The sequence below is a fragment of the Pantoea sp. T14 genome (genome assembly GCF_036663535.1).
Taxonomy (GTDB): Bacteria; Pseudomonadota; Gammaproteobacteria; order Enterobacterales; family Enterobacteriaceae; genus Pantoea; species Pantoea phytostimulans.
The window spans coordinates 41864-58078 of sequence record NZ_JAWUEB010000027.1; the positions used below are offsets into that span (position 1 = coordinate 41864).

General features: G+C 53.8%; 13 protein-coding genes. 7 read left to right on the forward strand and 6 right to left on the reverse strand.

The window, feature by feature from the left end; translation table 11 throughout:
- Nucleotides 1-51: 51 nt before the first annotated feature.
- From SC127_RS18245 to SC127_RS18260, 4 genes are all read left to right on the forward strand, one after another.
- Nucleotides 52-444 carry a YbhQ family protein gene (locus tag SC127_RS18245; protein ID WP_215847277.1) on the forward strand — a complete coding sequence of 131 codons (393 nt, stop codon included), beginning with the start codon at nucleotides 52-54 and terminating at the stop codon, nucleotides 442-444.
- A gap of 280 nt (nucleotides 445-724) precedes the next feature.
- A complete protein-coding gene (gene rhlE, locus SC127_RS18250; protein ID WP_243078297.1) occupies nucleotides 725-2092 on the forward strand; it encodes an ATP-dependent RNA helicase RhlE in 1368 nt (455 codons plus the stop codon).
- Nucleotides 2093-2095: 3 nt separating this feature from the next.
- Complete coding sequence (dusC, locus tag SC127_RS18255) at nucleotides 2096-3046, forward strand: tRNA dihydrouridine(16) synthase DusC (protein WP_332627394.1); 951 nt, start codon at nucleotides 2096-2098, stop codon at nucleotides 3044-3046.
- Nucleotides 3047-3119: 73 nt separating this feature from the next.
- A complete protein-coding gene (locus SC127_RS18260; protein ID WP_215847274.1) occupies nucleotides 3120-4310 on the forward strand; it encodes an MFS transporter in 1191 nt (396 codons plus the stop codon).
- A 36-nt stretch (nucleotides 4311-4346) separates the two neighbouring features.
- Here the strand turns inward: SC127_RS18260 and SC127_RS18265 are convergent, their stop codons facing one another.
- The 5 genes from SC127_RS18265 to SC127_RS18285 all read right to left on the reverse strand — a co-directional run bounded on the left by SC127_RS18265 (nucleotide 4347) and on the right by SC127_RS18285 (nucleotide 12693).
- Nucleotides 4347-5948: an inorganic phosphate transporter gene (locus SC127_RS18265; RefSeq protein WP_332627396.1), complete on the reverse strand. Its 1602-nt coding sequence runs from the start codon at nucleotides 5946-5948 to the stop codon at nucleotides 4347-4349.
- 119 nt (nucleotides 5949-6067) lie between these two features.
- Nucleotides 6068-8179 (reverse strand): peptidase domain-containing ABC transporter, encoded by a 2112-nt coding sequence (locus tag SC127_RS18270; RefSeq protein ID WP_332628231.1) that lies wholly within the window; start codon nucleotides 8177-8179, stop codon nucleotides 6068-6070.
- On the reverse strand, nucleotides 8179-9441 hold the full coding sequence (locus SC127_RS18275) for an HlyD family secretion protein (RefSeq protein ID WP_243078296.1): 1263 nt from the start codon (nucleotides 9439-9441) through the stop codon (nucleotides 8179-8181). Before SC127_RS18275 ends, SC127_RS18270 begins: the two co-directional genes overlap by 1 nt.
- Before the next feature lie 149 nt (nucleotides 9442-9590).
- Nucleotides 9591-10682, reverse strand: coding sequence for a L,D-transpeptidase family protein (locus tag SC127_RS18280; RefSeq protein ID WP_215847272.1), 1092 nt, complete (start codon nucleotides 10680-10682; stop codon nucleotides 9591-9593).
- 196 nt (nucleotides 10683-10878) lie between these two features.
- Nucleotides 10879-12693 carry a glycoside hydrolase family 15 protein gene (locus SC127_RS18285; protein WP_243078295.1) on the reverse strand — a complete coding sequence of 605 codons (1815 nt, stop codon included), beginning with the start codon at nucleotides 12691-12693 and terminating at the stop codon, nucleotides 10879-10881.
- A gap of 116 nt (nucleotides 12694-12809) precedes the next feature.
- Here SC127_RS18285 and SC127_RS18290 point away from each other — a divergent pair, with 116 nt between their 5' ends.
- Complete coding sequence (locus tag SC127_RS18290; RefSeq protein ID WP_243078294.1) at nucleotides 12810-13583, forward strand: SDR family oxidoreductase; 774 nt, start codon at nucleotides 12810-12812, stop codon at nucleotides 13581-13583.
- On the opposite strand, the gene SC127_RS18295 is transcribed toward SC127_RS18290, so the two are convergent.
- The gene (locus SC127_RS18295; protein WP_215847269.1) at nucleotides 13577-14161 is read right to left on the reverse strand and encodes a DedA family protein; all 585 of its coding nucleotides are present in this window, start codon (nucleotides 14159-14161) and stop codon (nucleotides 13577-13579) included. The two genes, SC127_RS18290 and SC127_RS18295, sit on opposite strands and share 7 nt — an antisense overlap.
- 212 nt (nucleotides 14162-14373) lie before the next feature.
- Here SC127_RS18295 and SC127_RS18300 point away from each other — a divergent pair, with 212 nt between their 5' ends.
- Entirely contained in the window at nucleotides 14374-14961 is a 588-nt protein-coding gene (locus SC127_RS18300; RefSeq protein WP_215847268.1) for a Yip1 family protein, read from the forward strand.
- 177 nt (nucleotides 14962-15138) lie between these two features.
- Entirely contained in the window at nucleotides 15139-16086 is a 948-nt protein-coding gene (gene pbpG / locus SC127_RS18305; protein WP_332627401.1) for a D-alanyl-D-alanine endopeptidase, read from the forward strand.
- The last annotated feature ends 129 nt before the right edge of the window (nucleotides 16087-16215 follow it).

Sequence of the window (16215 nt, forward strand, 5' to 3'; positions counted from 1 at the left end):
GCCTTTGCCGGTTGCACTTGGGCGACCTCTGAGGTTCGCCAGGAGAAGAAAATGAAATGGTCTAATCGTATTCAAATTACCACGGGTCAAACGTATGCGCATATCGCGCTGCACCTGTTGATAATTGTGGCGCTGGTCTGGGGCTGGAAACACAGAGCACTGGTTGAAGTGTGCAGTACCCTGGTGGCGGCTTATGTGGCGGTGTTTATCGCCATGCTGGTCACGCAGCGTAGTGCTCGTTTACGCACTTTGGGTGATTACCTTGAAGAAGCGACCACCACTTACTACTTTGGCGCGGCAATGATGACGCTGTTCCTGGTGTCCCGCATTTTCCATAACAATCTGCTGTTGGCCTGTCTGGGCCTGGTGATGTTAGTGGGACCGGCGCTGGTGTCGCTGCTGGCGAAAGAGCCGACGCGGCGCATCGAGAAAAAACGTAGCTAAGTTAAAGGCCACCGTAAGGTGGCCTTTTTGTTTCCGCTCTCATCGTTGTTGTTTTAAATGACGTTTGCCACTCTTTCATCTCACCTCACCGAAAAATCCATTCAGCAATTTCTGTCAGGAAATGTGAGCTATCTCGCGCCTTTGTATTAAAGCTGCTACACTCGCCCGCTTACGCATCGTAGTTTGCGCCCTTTTCACGCGTCAGCACCAGCTGGCGTCACTATCCCTCTGAAAACTACACCGTGAATCACGGTCAGAGCGGACCGGAGTACAACACTTAATGTCTTTTGACTCTCTCGGCCTGAGTGCCGATATTTTGCGCGCGGTCGCTGAACAAGGCTACAGCGAACCCACTCCTATTCAGCGCCAGGCGATTCCTGTGGTGCTGGCAGGCCGCGATCTGCTGGCAAGTGCCCAGACCGGCACCGGCAAAACGGCCGGATTTACGTTGCCGTTATTGCAAAAGCTCAGTGCTAAAACAGGCGCCGTGCGTGGCCGTCGTCCGGTTCGCGCCCTGATTTTGACCCCAACCCGTGAACTGGCCGCACAGGTTGGTGAAAACGTTAGCGAATACAGCAAGTATTTGCCGCTGCGTTCGCTGGTGGTATTTGGCGGCGTGAGCATTAATCCACAGATGTTGAAGCTGCGTGGCGGCGTCGATATCCTGGTTGCTACGCCAGGCCGTCTGCTGGATCTGGTCCATCAGAACGCGGTTGACCTGTCACAGGTTGAAGTGCTGGTACTGGACGAAGCAGACCGCATGCTGGATATGGGCTTCATCCACGACATTCGTCGCGTGTTGGCAAAACTGCCCGCCAAGCGTCAAAACTTGCTGTTCTCTGCCACCTTCTCTGACGAGATCAAAGGTCTGGCGGAAAAACTGCTGCATAATCCAGAAGAGGTTGCAGTGGCGCGCCGCAACACGGCGTCTGAACAGGTTTCTCAGCAAGTTTATTTTGTTGATAAGAAGCGTAAGCGCGAACTGCTGTCCCAGCTGATCGGCGAAGGCAACTGGCAGCAGGTGTTGGTCTTTACCCGTACCAAACACGGTGCTAACCATTTGGCTGAACTGCTCGGCAAAGATGGCATCACAGCCGCAGCGATTCACGGTAACAAAAGTCAGGGCGCGCGTACTCGTGCACTGGCTGACTTCAAATCGGGTGGCATTCGTGTGCTGGTGGCAACAGACATCGCTGCGCGTGGCCTGGATATTGAAGAGCTGCCGCACGTCGTTAACTACGAGCTGCCAAACGTTGCTGAAGATTACGTACACCGTATCGGCCGTACCGGTCGTGCAGCCGCAACCGGCGCCGCACTGTCGCTGGTCTGCGTGGATGAGCACAAACTGCTGCGTGATATTGAGCGTATGCTGAAGCGTGAAATTCCACGCGTAGCGATGGCTGGTTACGAGCCCGATCCAAGCATTAAAGCTGAACCGATCCAGAATGGTCGCCAGCAGCAGCAAACGCGCGGCGGCGGCGGTGGTCGTGGTCGCGGCCCAGGCGGTTCATCTTCTTCAGCGCCTCGCTCTTCGGGTGACAAACGTGCACCACAGCCGCGTCGTCAGGGACCAGCGTCTACCACGCATGGCGATAAGCCTGCGCATCCACGTCGTCCTGCCGCTGCGAAGCGTACCGGGAACGTCTAAGCGATGAGGGTTTTACTGGCGCCGATGGAAGGCGTGCTTGATTCGCTGGTTCGCCAGTTGCTGTCGGAAGTGAACGACTACGATTTATGCATCACTGAGTTTTTGCGCGTAGTTGATCAGTTGCTGCCGGTAAAATCCTTTTATCGTCTCTGCCCCGAGCTGCAAAATGCCAGCCGCACGCCATCCGGCACGCGGGTGCGTTTGCAGCTGCTGGGGCAATATCCTGAATGGCTCGCTGAGAATGCCGCACGTGCGGCAGAACTCGGTTCATGGGGCGTTGACCTCAACTGCGGTTGTCCTTCCAAATTAGTGAACGGCAGCGGTGGCGGAGCCACATTACTCAAAGATCCCGAACTGATTTATCGCGGTGCTAAAGCGATGCGTGAAGCCGTTCCCGCAGACTTGCCGGTGACGGTAAAAGTGCGCCTTGGCTGGGATTCCAGTGCGCGCAGCATGGAAATTGCTGATGCAGTGCAACAGGCTGGAGCCAGCGAGCTGGCGGTGCACGGTCGTACCAAAGAGGACGGTTATCGCGCCGAAGCGATCAACTGGCAGGCGATTGGCGAAATACGTCAGCGACTGCGCATTCCTGTTATCGCCAACGGTGAAATTTGGGACTGGCAAAGCGCGCAAGACTGCTTACGAATAACGGGTTGTGATACGGTAATGCTGGGTCGCGGTGCGCTCAATGTGCCCAATCTGAGTCGGGTTGTGAAATATAACGAAGCGCCAATGCCGTGGCCGGATGTCGTTGCGTTGCTGCAAAAATATACCCGCCTGGAAAAGCAGGGCGACACCGGACTTTATCATGTCGCACGCATCAAACAGTGGCTCGGCTACCTGCGCAAAGCTTATCGCGAAGCGGATGGATTATTCAGCGAAATCCGTGCGTTAAAAACCTCGAGTGACATTGCTTTAGCGATTGATCGTCATGCGGCTGTTCACGGCTTGTGATAAAAAAGCAGGCGACTGGTTAGCATGCTAAGGGTATGATGGACGATATTTCCACCTCTATTAAAAGCCTGCTATGTCTGACGTCGCTGTATTGAGTAACAGCCAACTCAACAAACGTATTCTCTCCGTCATCATCTTCACCTTCTTTTGTTACCTTTCTGTCGGTCTGCCGCTGGCGGTGCTGCCCGGTTTTGTTAAAAATCAGCTGGGGTTTAGCGCGTTTATCGCCGGATTAATCATCAGTTTGCAATACTTTGCGACCTTACTCAGCCGTCCGCAATCGGGCATTCTTGCCGATCGCCTCGGGCCAAAACGCGTGGTGATGCTGGGATTGATCTGCTGCGGCATGAGCGGCGTGCTTACCATTCTGGCAGCGCTTATGAGTCATTCACCGATGCTCAGTTTGGGCCTGCTGGCGCTGGGGCGCTTGTTTCTTGGCGTAGGTGAAAGCTTCAGCAGCACCGGTTCAACTTTGTGGGGCATGAACGTCGTTGGGCCATTGCAAACGGCGCGCGTTATCTCATGGAATGGTGTTGCAACCTATCTGGCCATGGCAATTGGTGCTCCGCTGGGTGTGATGCTCAATAATTGGTTTGGCATGAGCGGTTTTGCCGGATTGATTGCCTTAATGGGCATTGGCGGTTATTTGCTGGCGAGCAGCAAACCTGCGGTTAGCGTGAGCGTCGGTGAACGTACGCCTTTCCATCGCGTCTTTTCGCGTGTCTGGTTATACGGCATGGCGCTGGGTTTTGGCACCATCGGTTTTGGTGTTATCGCCACCTTTATTACGCTCTATTTTGCCAGCCGCGACTGGAGTGGCGCGGCTTTGGCGCTGTCGGTATTCAGCCTGGGTTTTGTGATGGTGCGTTTGGGTTTTGGCCGTTACATCACGCGTTTTGGCGGCTTAAAGGTGTCGCTCGGCTCTTTTCTGCTGGAATGTTTGGGCTTGATTATCATCTGGCAAGCCGACAGTGCAATGGTCGTAGGGTTCGGCGCCTTTCTTACCGGCTGCGGCTTCTCGTTGATCTTCCCGGCTCTGGGCGTTGAAGCCGTAAAACAGGTTCAGCGGCAGGATCAGGGTGCTGCATTGGGTACCTATTCAGCTTTTCTGGATTTAGGGCTGGGATTAACCGGTCCGGTGGCGGGATTGTTTATCAGCCATTGGGGCATGCAATCAGTCTATCTGGCAGCCGCAATGATGGTGCTGGGTGCAATGCTGATGACGTTACGGCTGCATTTGCAACGTTCGCGTCAGAGCCAATAAGCGTTGCGCGGTATTATGCCGCGCAACGTCATTTGATTAAAAATGGATAAACAGCGCATATAGCAGGGCTGAAAGTAGAATAGAAACCGGCAGCGTTAATATCCAGGCGACGGCAAGGTTGCGCAATGTGGACATTTGCAAACCTGAGCGGTTCGCAGCCATGGTGCCGGCAACGCCCGAAGAGAGAACATGGGTAGTTGAAACCGGCAGGCCAAAGCCGTCGGCAGCACCAATCGTCATCATTGCCACTAATTCGGCGCTGGCACCTTGCGCGTAGGTAAGATGAGTTTTACCAATGCGCTCTCCCACCGTAACGACAATTCGTCGCCATCCCACCATGGTTCCCAGCCCCAGCGCGATCGCCACCACCACTTTTACCCACATCGGAATAAAGCGCGTTGCGCTGTCCAGTTCATGCTTCATCGCTGTTAAATTGCGAGCGGTCTCTTCCGGCAATTTGGCTTCAGCGGTTTGCAAATGCTTGATCGATTCTGATGCCAGATACATCTGGTTGCGAGTATTGGAAACAGACTGAGCCGGGATATTTTCCATTGAGCCATAACGACGAATCTGGTCGCCGATATCACTTAGCGTCATTGCCAGCGCGGGCAGAACGTTTGGATTCAGGGTGCTGCTGCGCACGAATTCGGTGAGCACCTCACGCGAGGGGGGCAGCGGATTAGCGGCGGGTTGAATTTGCAGCAGTTGCTGTTCCGTCACCTGGGTTAATGCTGCCACGCGCGGAATTTGATCGGGGGGCAGCGAGCGGTTAAGCGCATAAGCGATCGGCATGGTGCCGACTAAGATCAGCATGATCAATCCCATGCCTTTTTGCCCATCATTTGATCCATGCGCAAACGAAACACCGGTGCAGGTCAGGATCAGCATACCGCGGATCCAGACTGGCGGTGGCTGATCGTTTGCCGGTGCCTGATAAAGCTGACGATTGCGGATCAACATCTTCATCGCCCACAGCAACAGGGCGGCACAAACGAAGCCCACAATCGGCGAAAGCAGCAGTGAATAACCCACTTTTAATGCCTGATCCCAATCGACACCACTCAAACCGCTGCGGCCGTGCAGCAAGGCATTCGCCACACCTACGCCAATAATCGATCCGATCAGCGTGTGGGATGAGGAAGAAGGAAGGCCAAAATACCAGGTGCCAAGATTCCAGATAATCGCTGAGAACAGCAGCGCGTAAACCATGGCAAAGCCGCTGCCGCTGGCGGCTTGTAAAATCAACTCAACCGGCAGCAATGAAATAATACCGAATGCCACCACGCCGCTAGAGAGCAGCACGCCAAGAAAATTGCAAATGCCTGACCAGACCACCGCAACGCCCGGTGTCAGCGAGTGCGTGTAAATCACCGTTGCCACTGCATTGGCGGTGTCATGGAAACCGTTGACGAATTCGAAACCAAGCGCAATTAGCAGCGCTAAACCCAGCAGCAGAAAGGGCACGTAGCTGGTCACTGGCGCACCGGTTTCTTCGACATCATGAAATAAATTCAGACCGGCAAAGGCCAAACCTGATACCAGCAAAATGAGAAACAGCGGCTTCGAATATCGGTTGCCTTTGCTGTCGAAATTAGGACGCCCTCGGTTTATTGGGGAAGAGACGCTGTTTTCACTCATGGCATACCTCGGCTTTCAGGTTGCAGATGCCATTTCGCACCCGGTATTTGCAGTGTGATACGCGCGTTGTATGACAGAAAAATGATCGGGTTCGATTCTGGGCTTAACAGTGCATGGGGTTAAGGCGTGTCTGTATTCGCCCAAGGCAACAGTTGACCCTGCTGCAATATCAGCACCCGATCGGCGCTGGCAAGGGTTTCAGGCCGATGCGCGATCAGCAACACCGGTAAATGTAAATCGCGCAGCACGTTGGCGATCAGGCGTTCGTTTTCGCTGTCGAGCTGGCTGGTGGCTTCATCAAGAATCAACAAACGCGGCCGTTTGTAGAGCGCCCGTGCTAGCAGTAAGCGCTGACGCTGGCCGCCAGAGAGCGCGCCGCCGAGTTCGCCTAATAAGGTCTGATATCCCATCGGTAAGCGCTGAATGTGATCGTCAATCTGTGCCTGACTTGCGCAGTGTTGCGCCCATTCTCGATCGGCGGGTTGGCTAAACAGCGTAATGTTTTCCAGAATCGATCCGCTAAATAGTCGATCCTCCTGTAACACGCAGCCAACGTTTTGCCGCACGTTAGCGCAATGCTGCGCGCTGAGCCGCTGACCCAATAAGATAATTTCGCCGCCTTCTAATGGATGTAGCCCCAGCAGCAGTTTAGCCAGCGTGGTTTTACCGCAGCCTGAGGGGCCGGTAATCGCCACTATTTCATTGGCACCCAAGGTAAATGTGGCGTTATCCAACAACCATGGCGCGTTGGGGTGATAACGGAAGCGGAGTTGATGCGCCTCTATAACGTGCGCAGATGACGTAACGAGAGGTTCAGGCCGCAGATTAGCGGCGGCCTCCAGCGGCGCCAGCACAATATCGGCCAGCCGCTCGCGATAGACGCCAACCTGTAACCAGCTAAACAAGCTGTCGGTGAGGTTGCTGATGCTGCTGGAGAAGCGACCCTGAAAGCTGAGCCACGCCACCAGCATCCCAACAGCGAAACGATCCTCCAATACTTCGGTTGCGCCCAGCCATAACACCAGCGCGGCGCTCAGGCTCAACAAGGCAATTTCAATGACCCCAAACAGCATCGACAGCTTTTGCTCAGCCAGTTCGGCATTGCGTCGGGCAATATTAAGCTGCAGCCAGGCACTCTCTCGCGCCGACATAGCCGCATTGATACGCAGGCTCAGCACGCCTTGCAGCGTTTCAAGAAAATGGCTGTTTTCACGCGTTGCAGCTTGCCAACTTTGCTCGGTCGCCTGACGAAACGGGCGATAGGCCACCAGCCGCAGCAAAAAATAGAGCAGGGCGCTGACGAGTGCGATAGCACTCAACTTTATGCTGTAGCTCATCATCATGGCTAACAGCGTGAGAACCAAAAGGGCATCAAGCAGCGCGCTGAGTAGCGTGTTGGTCAAGGTGCTTTGCAACGTATTTACCGCATCGAAACGCGCGCTGATCCCGCCGGTATCACGCTTTTCATACCAGGCGATCGGTAAACGCAGTAGATGATGAAATACGTTCTGGCTCCACTGCACGTTGAGCGACAGCGACAGCGATAAAATCGCCCATTGCCGTAGCAGACCGAGCAGCGTTTGCACCGCGACTAGCAGCAATAGCGCCAATGTAATCAGCGTCAACAAACTGCTGTCACGCGCTACCAGCACATCATCAATGACCATTTGGTTCAGCAACGGTGCGCCCAAGGCGAAGACTTCAAGGACGCAGGCAAAACAAAAAATGCGTGCCAACGCGGGGATCAAACCATGACATTGCCCCAACAACTGACGTAAGCCGATGTCACGGCGCTGATCCTGCGGCACAAACGCCGGACGCGGCGTTAACGCCAGCGCAATACCCGTAAAATGGCGGTTCACTGCCGCCCAGCTTTGTGTTGTGCGGCCAGCCGCGGGATCGTGAATCACAATCCCGTGGCGTGAGACTTTTACCAGCACCACGAAATGTTGGTTATCCCAGTGCAGAATCGCCGGGCAGGATAACTGCCGCAGCTGATCCATCTCCAGCCGCAGCGCACGCCCTTGCAGTTCACAGGCTTCGGCACAAGCCAACAGTTCATTCAGGCGCATGCCTTGAGAGGAGGGCGAAAAGCGGTTGCGCAGGCTGGCAAGATCGCAGCGTTGACCGAAGTGGTCGAGTACCATTGCAAGGCAGGCCAGCCCACATTCCGCTGATTCAGTTTGCATGATCAGCGGCATACGACGCCGCCAGCGAATCTCATAGCGCATCACAAATTACCCCGCAACGCCCAAAGCGGCTCTAACAGCCATTCCCACAAATAGCGCTGCTCAAGCTCTACTGCACCGCTTAATGTCATGCCGGGGCGCAGCGGCTCGTCGCGTCCGTAGGCGCGCAGCGTGGCGCTATCCAACGCGACCACGATGCGATAATGCGCCTCGCTGCGCTGCCAGGTGGCCAGCTGGCGCGGCAAGACATCGCCGGCTTGCAGGCTCACCAGCGTCATGGTTTGCACTTTGCCCCACTGAATACCGAATTTCTCATGGGGGAATGCATTAAGCCGCAATCCTACACGCTGACCGGGCTGGATAAATCCCACCGCGCTGCTCGGGGCGTAAAGCTCTGCCTGTAGCTGTGCATCAGCGGGCAATAACGTCAGCAGGCGTTCACCGGCGCGCACACTTTCACCGGCTTTCACCAGCAAGGCCGCTATTTGACCGGCAACCGGCGCCCGAATATGGCTTTCGCCCTGAGCCGCCAGCGCTAACTGCTGTTGTTGCAGTAACGCTTGTTGGCCCAGCAGCGTTTCGCGACGGATGGCAAACTGCTGGTTTTGTTGCAGCTGGCTGGTATCAAGCTGAATAAGTTCGCGCTCCAGCCGCTGCTTTTGCTGATGCAACTGCGTTTCTGCCAGCTGCGCTTCATTGAGCATCAGCTGCTGCTGTTCGCGTTCACGGGTTGAAACGAACTGATGCTGATGGAGTTGCTGAAAGCGCGTGGCATCGCGTTTCAATAGTGCTGATCTCTGCCTGGCAAGGGTTAGCGTATGGTCAGCGCTGACCCTCTCCGCTAACAACTGCTGACGATGCAGTTCGCTGTGCTGCTGTTGCAACTGCATCAACGCCTGTTCCTGCATAAGTTGCTGCACCAGGTGCTGTAACTGACGCGCTAACGAATCACGCTGCGCCTGTAAATTGTCGTCGCCGATCCCTTGTAATGATGACGTACTGAGTTGCAACAGCGTGGCATCTGGCGAGACAGTCTCTCCTTCATGAAACATCAGGCGCTGCACATAACCATCGCGCGGGCTGGTGATGTGAAACAGCCCGGCAGCAGGCAAAATAATGCCCTGAAGCTGCGCTTTACGCGTATAGCTACCAAAAGCCAGAAACAAGATGAGCAACAGCAAGAGGAGTAAAGAGATCGCAGCAAGCAGCGTGAGATTACCCTGAACCGGCAACACCAGCGTGCCTTGCAGCGTAGGCTGCTGCTGGCTATCGATAAATCCCTGTCGAAAAAGTGGCGTCGCCATCCGGCTCTCCTGAGCGGGTTAATTGCGGGCGATTATTCGACGAGAACGCAGCAGAATCAATATCGATTCATCTAACAAAGGGCGGGAAATCAGCGCGATGGCAATAAAAAAGCCAGCACAAGCGCTGGCTTTTTTGAACCACTCAACAATTACGAATTGTCGTTGCTGGTAGCAGCAGGCTGTGATTGTGCCGGCTGAGCAGCGTTGGGATCCGTGACGTTAGCGCCTTGTGAGGTCATTGGCGTCATTGGCTCTTCTTTTGGCTGCGCGTCCTGCGTTTCAGGTACGTCAACCGGTGCAGTTTGAATGCTGTTTTCTACACCGTTAACTTTTACCGGCATGCCGGTACGTGCTTGAATCGCGTTATTGACGGCATCCTGATTCACGCTGCCTTCAACCAACACTTTACTTACCGCCTGAGTCAGCGTAATCGGCACCAGTTCGCGCGAGTTGAACTGCTCTTCAGTGGTAGAAAGTGGATTGTGCACCTCGATATAACGTGAACCGTCCGCCTCAACCGTGGCTTTCACGGGTTGATCAACGAACTGAACGCGTGTTCCGACGGGCACATTCTGGAACAGCCACTTGATGTCATCAGCACGTAAACGTACGCAACCATGGCTTACGCGCAGGCCAATGCCGAAGTTGGCATTGGTGCCGTGAATCGCATACAGACGACCAATATAGAGCGCATATAAGCCCATTGGATTATCTGGACCGGCCGGGAAGACTTCTGGCAGGTTTTCACCGCGTGAAGCATATTCCGCATGCATCGCTTTAGTCGGGGTCCAGGTTGGACCATCTTTTTTGCGCTGTACGGTGGTTGTCCAGTTAATCGGCGTATCTTTGCCCAGCTCACCAATACCAATTGGCAACACAACGACCGTTTTGGTGCCTTTCGGGTAGTAATAGAGACGCATTTCCGCGCTGTTAATCACAATGCCTTCACGCGGCGCGTCGGGCAGGATCAACTGCTGTGGGATAATGATTTTACGGCCAGCCTGAGGCAGATAAACATCCACACCCGGGTTGGCTTCCAGCATATTGCTAAGACCCATTTGATACTGCGCCGCAAAAGCTTCCAGCGGCAATTTGCTGTCCTGTGGAACGGTAATTTCGATATTTTCCCCGGTCAGACGGCTATTTGCCGCAGGCAAGGGGTAAACCACAGCGAAGGCGGACTGGCTGAAAGCAGCCAGAGCCAAAGCGATTGAAGCGAACGCGCGAATGCTCATTTTCATATTTTACAAGTCGTTATCGCCATGTTTCAGGCTTGTCAGTGTATCGAACCCATGCTGGTCAAGGTGACCTGCTGCGCATTATATGTTCATTGATCTCAAGTTGTGAATCGGGATTTTAACCGTCTTACTACTCTTTACGTAACTTACCGTGTTATCCAGATGATTTTTTCCGCCATTTTAGACGAAACAGGCCTTTTTAGGGCTGCCACAACGTGATTTCACCGCTGAGTTTCCGATTCAAGAAAAAAGCGGCACTGATCAACGCCAGATGCGTCAGTGCCTGTGGAAAATTGCCCAAAGCGTGTCCACGGCTATCGAACTCTTCCGCATACAGCCCAAGCGGGTTGGCATAGCTGAGCAGCTTTTCAAATTCAAAATGGGCTTCCTGAATACGTCCGGCGCGCGCCAGACATTCCACATACCAGAACGAACACGCACCAAATGATCCTTCGCCACCTTTCAATCCATCAGCCGGGGTTTGGTGAATATTGTAGCGACGAACCATGCCATCGCTGACCAGCTGTGATTTGATCGCGTCCAGCGTCGCCAGCCAGTCTGGATCGGTGGCGCCGACAAAGCGCACCAGCGGCATCAACAGCATAGAAGCATCAAGATATTCGCCATTGCGGGTTGAGACAAAATGACCGCGCTCGCTGTTAAAGAAGTTTTGCCAGATATCTTCGCGGATCTCGCGGCGTACCCGATCCCAACGTTCATAAGGCATTGGTAGCGAGCGCTTCATGCCCAGACGCAGCGCACGATCCATCGCGACCCAGCACATTAGCCGTGAATGCAGGAAATGCTCCGGCTCGCCGCGCATCTCCCAAATCCCCGCATCGGGTTGATTCCAGTTATCGCACAGGCGATCAATCATCTGCGAAACGTGACGCCAGCCGCGCTGAGAAATGGCTTCGCCATATTTGTTGGCGAGATAAACGGCGTCCATTAATTCACCATAAATATCCAGCTGGGTTTGTTGCCAGGCATCATTACCGATGCGCACCGGACGTGAGTCGCCATAGCCAGAAAGATTGAGTAGCTCCATTTCATGCAGTTCGGTGCCGCTGTCGAGTCGATACATCACCTGCAAGCGCATTTCATCGTGATGGCTATTCTCCACACATCGACCCACCCATCGGGTGAAATGCTTGGCTTCATCCACATAGCCGAGACGCATCAGGGCATACATGCTGAAAGACGCATCACGGATCCAGGACGCGCGATAATCCCAGTTGCGCTCGCCGCCTAACTCTTCCGGCAGGCCAAACGTGGCAGCAGCAGCGATCGAGCCGTGTTGATATGAGGTGAGTAATTTCAATGCCAGCGCCGAGCGCTGCACCATTTCCTGCCAGCGGCCATGATAATTACTTTTGTTGCTCCAGCGGCACCAGAATTCCAGTGTTTCCTGAAAGCAGTGTTCGGTTTTGATCGCTTCGATATGTGAATCGTTGACGCTACCAAATTCAAATTCGGCATGCTCGCCCGCCTTGAGCGTAAAACTGGCGGTGGCGGCGTGCGCTTCCAGCGTCATGACAACCGTTGCCGCCAGGCGCAGAGAAGGCTGGCCTTCGGCATGAAAATCAATGCAGCCGCGCTGGGCTTCGGCATGGGTTTGTGCGCGAGCGTAATCATGGCGCGGCGAACAGCGCATCGTAAAGTGCGCACTGCCACGCACCATTTTTATCCGCCGAATGATACGCGGTAATTTGTCGCGATCGTCGCAAATCGGCATGTAATCGGTAATTTCCGCCACGCCGTCGTCACCTAACCAGCGCGTTTGCAGAATATTGGTATCAGGAAGATAAAGCTGCTGACGGCGGGCATCTGGCCAGTCGGGTGCAAGAGAAAACAGGCCGCTGTCATCGCCATCAAGTAAAGCTGTAAAAACCGAAGGGCTGTCGAGTTCTGGCCAGCAGAGATAGTCAATGGTGCCGTCATTAGCGACCAGTGCGCAGGTGCGCAAATCGCCAATAACGCCGTGATCCTCAATTTTGCGTTTTACGGTGCTCATCCCTTTCTCCCGGTCGTGGTCAACTTTAACTATAGACAAGAGACACAGCGCGGTCTCGCTTGGGCACAGAAGGATAAGTTCTATACTTCTGGGACATACACGTGAAGGAGGTAACAATGACGGCACAACACACCAAAGTCGCGATCATTACCGCATCAGATTCTGGCATCGGCAGCCGCTGCGCTGAAATGCTGGCGGAACAGGGATTTGATATTGGTATTACCTGGCGCTCAGATGACAAGGGCGCGCACGAAACCGCACAGCGCGTCCGTGATAAAGGCCAACGTGCAGAAGTTATTCACCTCGATCTCTCCGATCCGCAAAAGGGAGGTGAATCATTGCAACAGTTGATCGATAAGTTTGGCCGTATTGATGTGCTGGTCAACAATGCTGGCGTCAATATCAAAGCCGATTTTCTTGATGTGAAATTTGAAGACTGGCGCAAAGTCTTTAGCGTGAACGTTGAAGGTGCATTCGTTTGTAGCCAGATTGCCGCACGTAAGATGGTGGAGCAGGGTGACGGTGGCCGTATCATCAATATTAGCTCAGTTCACGAACACACGCCGCTGCCAGGTTCAGTGGCTTATACCTCATCAAAACATGCCATTGGCGGCTTGACTAAGTCCATGGCGCTGAGCCTGTTGCCGCATAACATTTTGGTGAATGCCGTTGCGCCTGGCGCGATTGCCACGCCGATGAACGAGATGAGCGATGCCGATGCGCATCAGATAAAAATGCCGGAAATTCCAGCAGGCCGACCCGGCGATACCCATGAAATTGCCAGTCTGGTGGCGTGGTTATGCTCAGAATGGGCAACTTACACCACCGGGCAGTCATTTATTGTGGATGGCGGATTCATGCTAGCGAATCCGCAGTTTAAAGGTTACTGATCGGCATCCGCACGTTTGGTGTGCCAGCGGCGGATCACCCAGCGCAGCAGCAGGGCAAATACAATCGCACCGACCAGCCAAAGCAGATGTTTTAAGTGCTGGTCGAGTTTGTGTAGCCAAGGCGCAATAATGCCGCCCGCAAAATAGCCCAGTGTGACAAAGATCAGTGCCCAGATGGCTGCGCCCACAATGTTAAGGAGAAAGAACTTCATCGGATTAAGGCGGCTGGCACCGATAATAATCGGGCCGATTAAGCGAAAGCCATACATAAAGCGCACACCAATCACAAACAGGCTGGGGCGACGTTTAATCAAACGGTTCGCTTTAACAATTTTGTCCTGATGCTTTTTGATGCGGCGCAAAATTTGCGTACCGTAGCGTCGTCCCAGCCAATAAAGCAATTGATCGCCGACGATACCGCCCGCCATCGCAGCCAGCACCACGCCGCCAAAATGCAGTAAGCCCTCATGTGCCGACACGCCACCGAGTAATGTAAATGTTTCCCCTTCAGCAATGCAGCCAATGAAAAGTGCCAAATAACCGTATTGGGTAATTAATCCGTTGATATCAAAATGCAAAACAGACCTCCCTGTTATGAGAATTAGACTTTCAGTCTATACGCTAACGGCGTTTCCTTCCGCCCAGCAAAGGGCCTCTACTGCTTTTAGCGATGAATTATTGAGCAAGTACCACAGAAATTGCTGTGACGCTTATACTTGAGAAGAAGCTGCCCTTAGGACAAGTCTGAAGTTGAGAGGAGGGCGGCCCATCGCATCAGAGGAGTGACTGTATGAATCATGTCTGGGGCCTTCTGGCGCATCCTAATCAGGAAATGCGCGATATTAAGCAAGAGAACGAAAGCGTTTCGCACCATTACACCCACCATGTTCTGTTAATGGCTGCAATTCCGGTAATTTGCGCTTTTATCGGCACGACACAGTTGGGTTGGAATCTGGGCGAAGGGCAATATATTCAACTTAACCTGCTGACCGGGATTGGACTCGGCATTGTATTTTATTTGATTATTCTCGGTGGCGTGGCCGTTATGGGTCGGGTCATTCACTGGATGGCGCGTAATTACCCGCAGCGTCCCAGCACGCAACGCTGTACGGTGTTTGCCGGTTATGTCGCTACACCGCTGTTTCTGAGTGGGCTGGTGGCGCTTTATCCGCTGGTGTGGCTGTGTGTCTTGGCGGGTGCGCTGGCCTTGGTCTACACCGGTTATCTGCTCTATGTCGGTATTCCGTTGTTCCTGAATATCGATCGTGAAGAGAGCCTGCGTTTCTCGGGATCAACCCTGGCGATTGGTGTGCTGGTATTCGAAGTGTTACTGGCGATGACTGTTGTTTTATGGGGTTATGGACCTCGACTGTTTTAATCCTGCGACTGCCGCCGCTCTGGCGGCAGTTTTATTTTTAACGCTCGGAAACACTCTCACCAGGAAAATTCTCAAGCTTCAGAGTATGATGCTGCTGCCAGCCCGCGCTCTGACAGGTTTGAAGCGGGCGGCCTGTGTTTGACACAGCGCACAATCTCAACCGGGTTTTTTCTTACGATGCCTGCAAAAATTCGTTTTTCTCTACTGTCGCTGGCGCTGCTCTTTTCCGGGCAGATGCTTTCTCTTCCAGCGCAGGCGGCGACGTCGCTGTCGCAACTGGCACCGATTGCTCAGCCGCAAATCGCGTCTGGCAGTGCAATGATCGTTGATCTCAATACAAATAAAGTCCTGTTTTCCAGTCATCCCGATCGCGTGCGATCCATTGCATCCATCACGAAGTTGATGACGGCCATGGTGGTGCTGGATGCCCATTTGCCGATGAACGAAATGCTGACGGTGGATGTGAGCCAGACGCCAGAAATGCGTGGCGTCTTTTCTCGCGTTAAACTCAACAGCCAAATTAGCCGCCGCAACATGCTGCTGTTGGCATTGATGTCTTCAGAGAACCGCGCGGCGGCCAGCCTCGCGCATGCTTATCCGGGCGGTTACAACGCCTTTATCCGCGCCATGAATGCCAAAGCGCGAGCGCTTGGCATGACCCACACGCGCTACGTTGAGCCCACAGGTTTATCGGTTCGCAACGTCTCCAGCGCAGAAGATTTGATCAAGCTGCTAAAAGCCACGCGTGAATATCCACTGCTGGGCCAGCTCAGCACCACTAAAGAAGAGACGGCGGTGTTTGCTCATCCGAGTTATGCGCTGCCTTTCCGCAATACTAATCATCTGGTTTACAAACAGGGTTGGCACATTCAGTTAACCAAAACCGGTTACACCGATGAGGCGGGGCATTGTCTGGTGATGCGCACCATGATCAACAATCGTCCAGTGGCGCTGGTGGTTTTAGATGCATTTGGCAAATACACCCATTTTGCTGATGCAAATCGCCTTCGCGACTGGCTTGAAACCGGCAAAGCTGCGCCAGTCCCGGCTGCTGCACTGGCCTATAAAAAACAAAAAGCGGGTCAGGTGGCCAGTAACGCTGCCAGCAGTTCCGACGTTGAGTAAAAAATAAGCGGTGCTCACCTCGGTGAGCACCCTCAGAATTAACCTGCATTCCTATAGTCTCAACTCTCGCAAAGCCCTACACTACGCGCGACTGGCGAGGGAAGATCGCCTGATTACTGTGCTGGAATC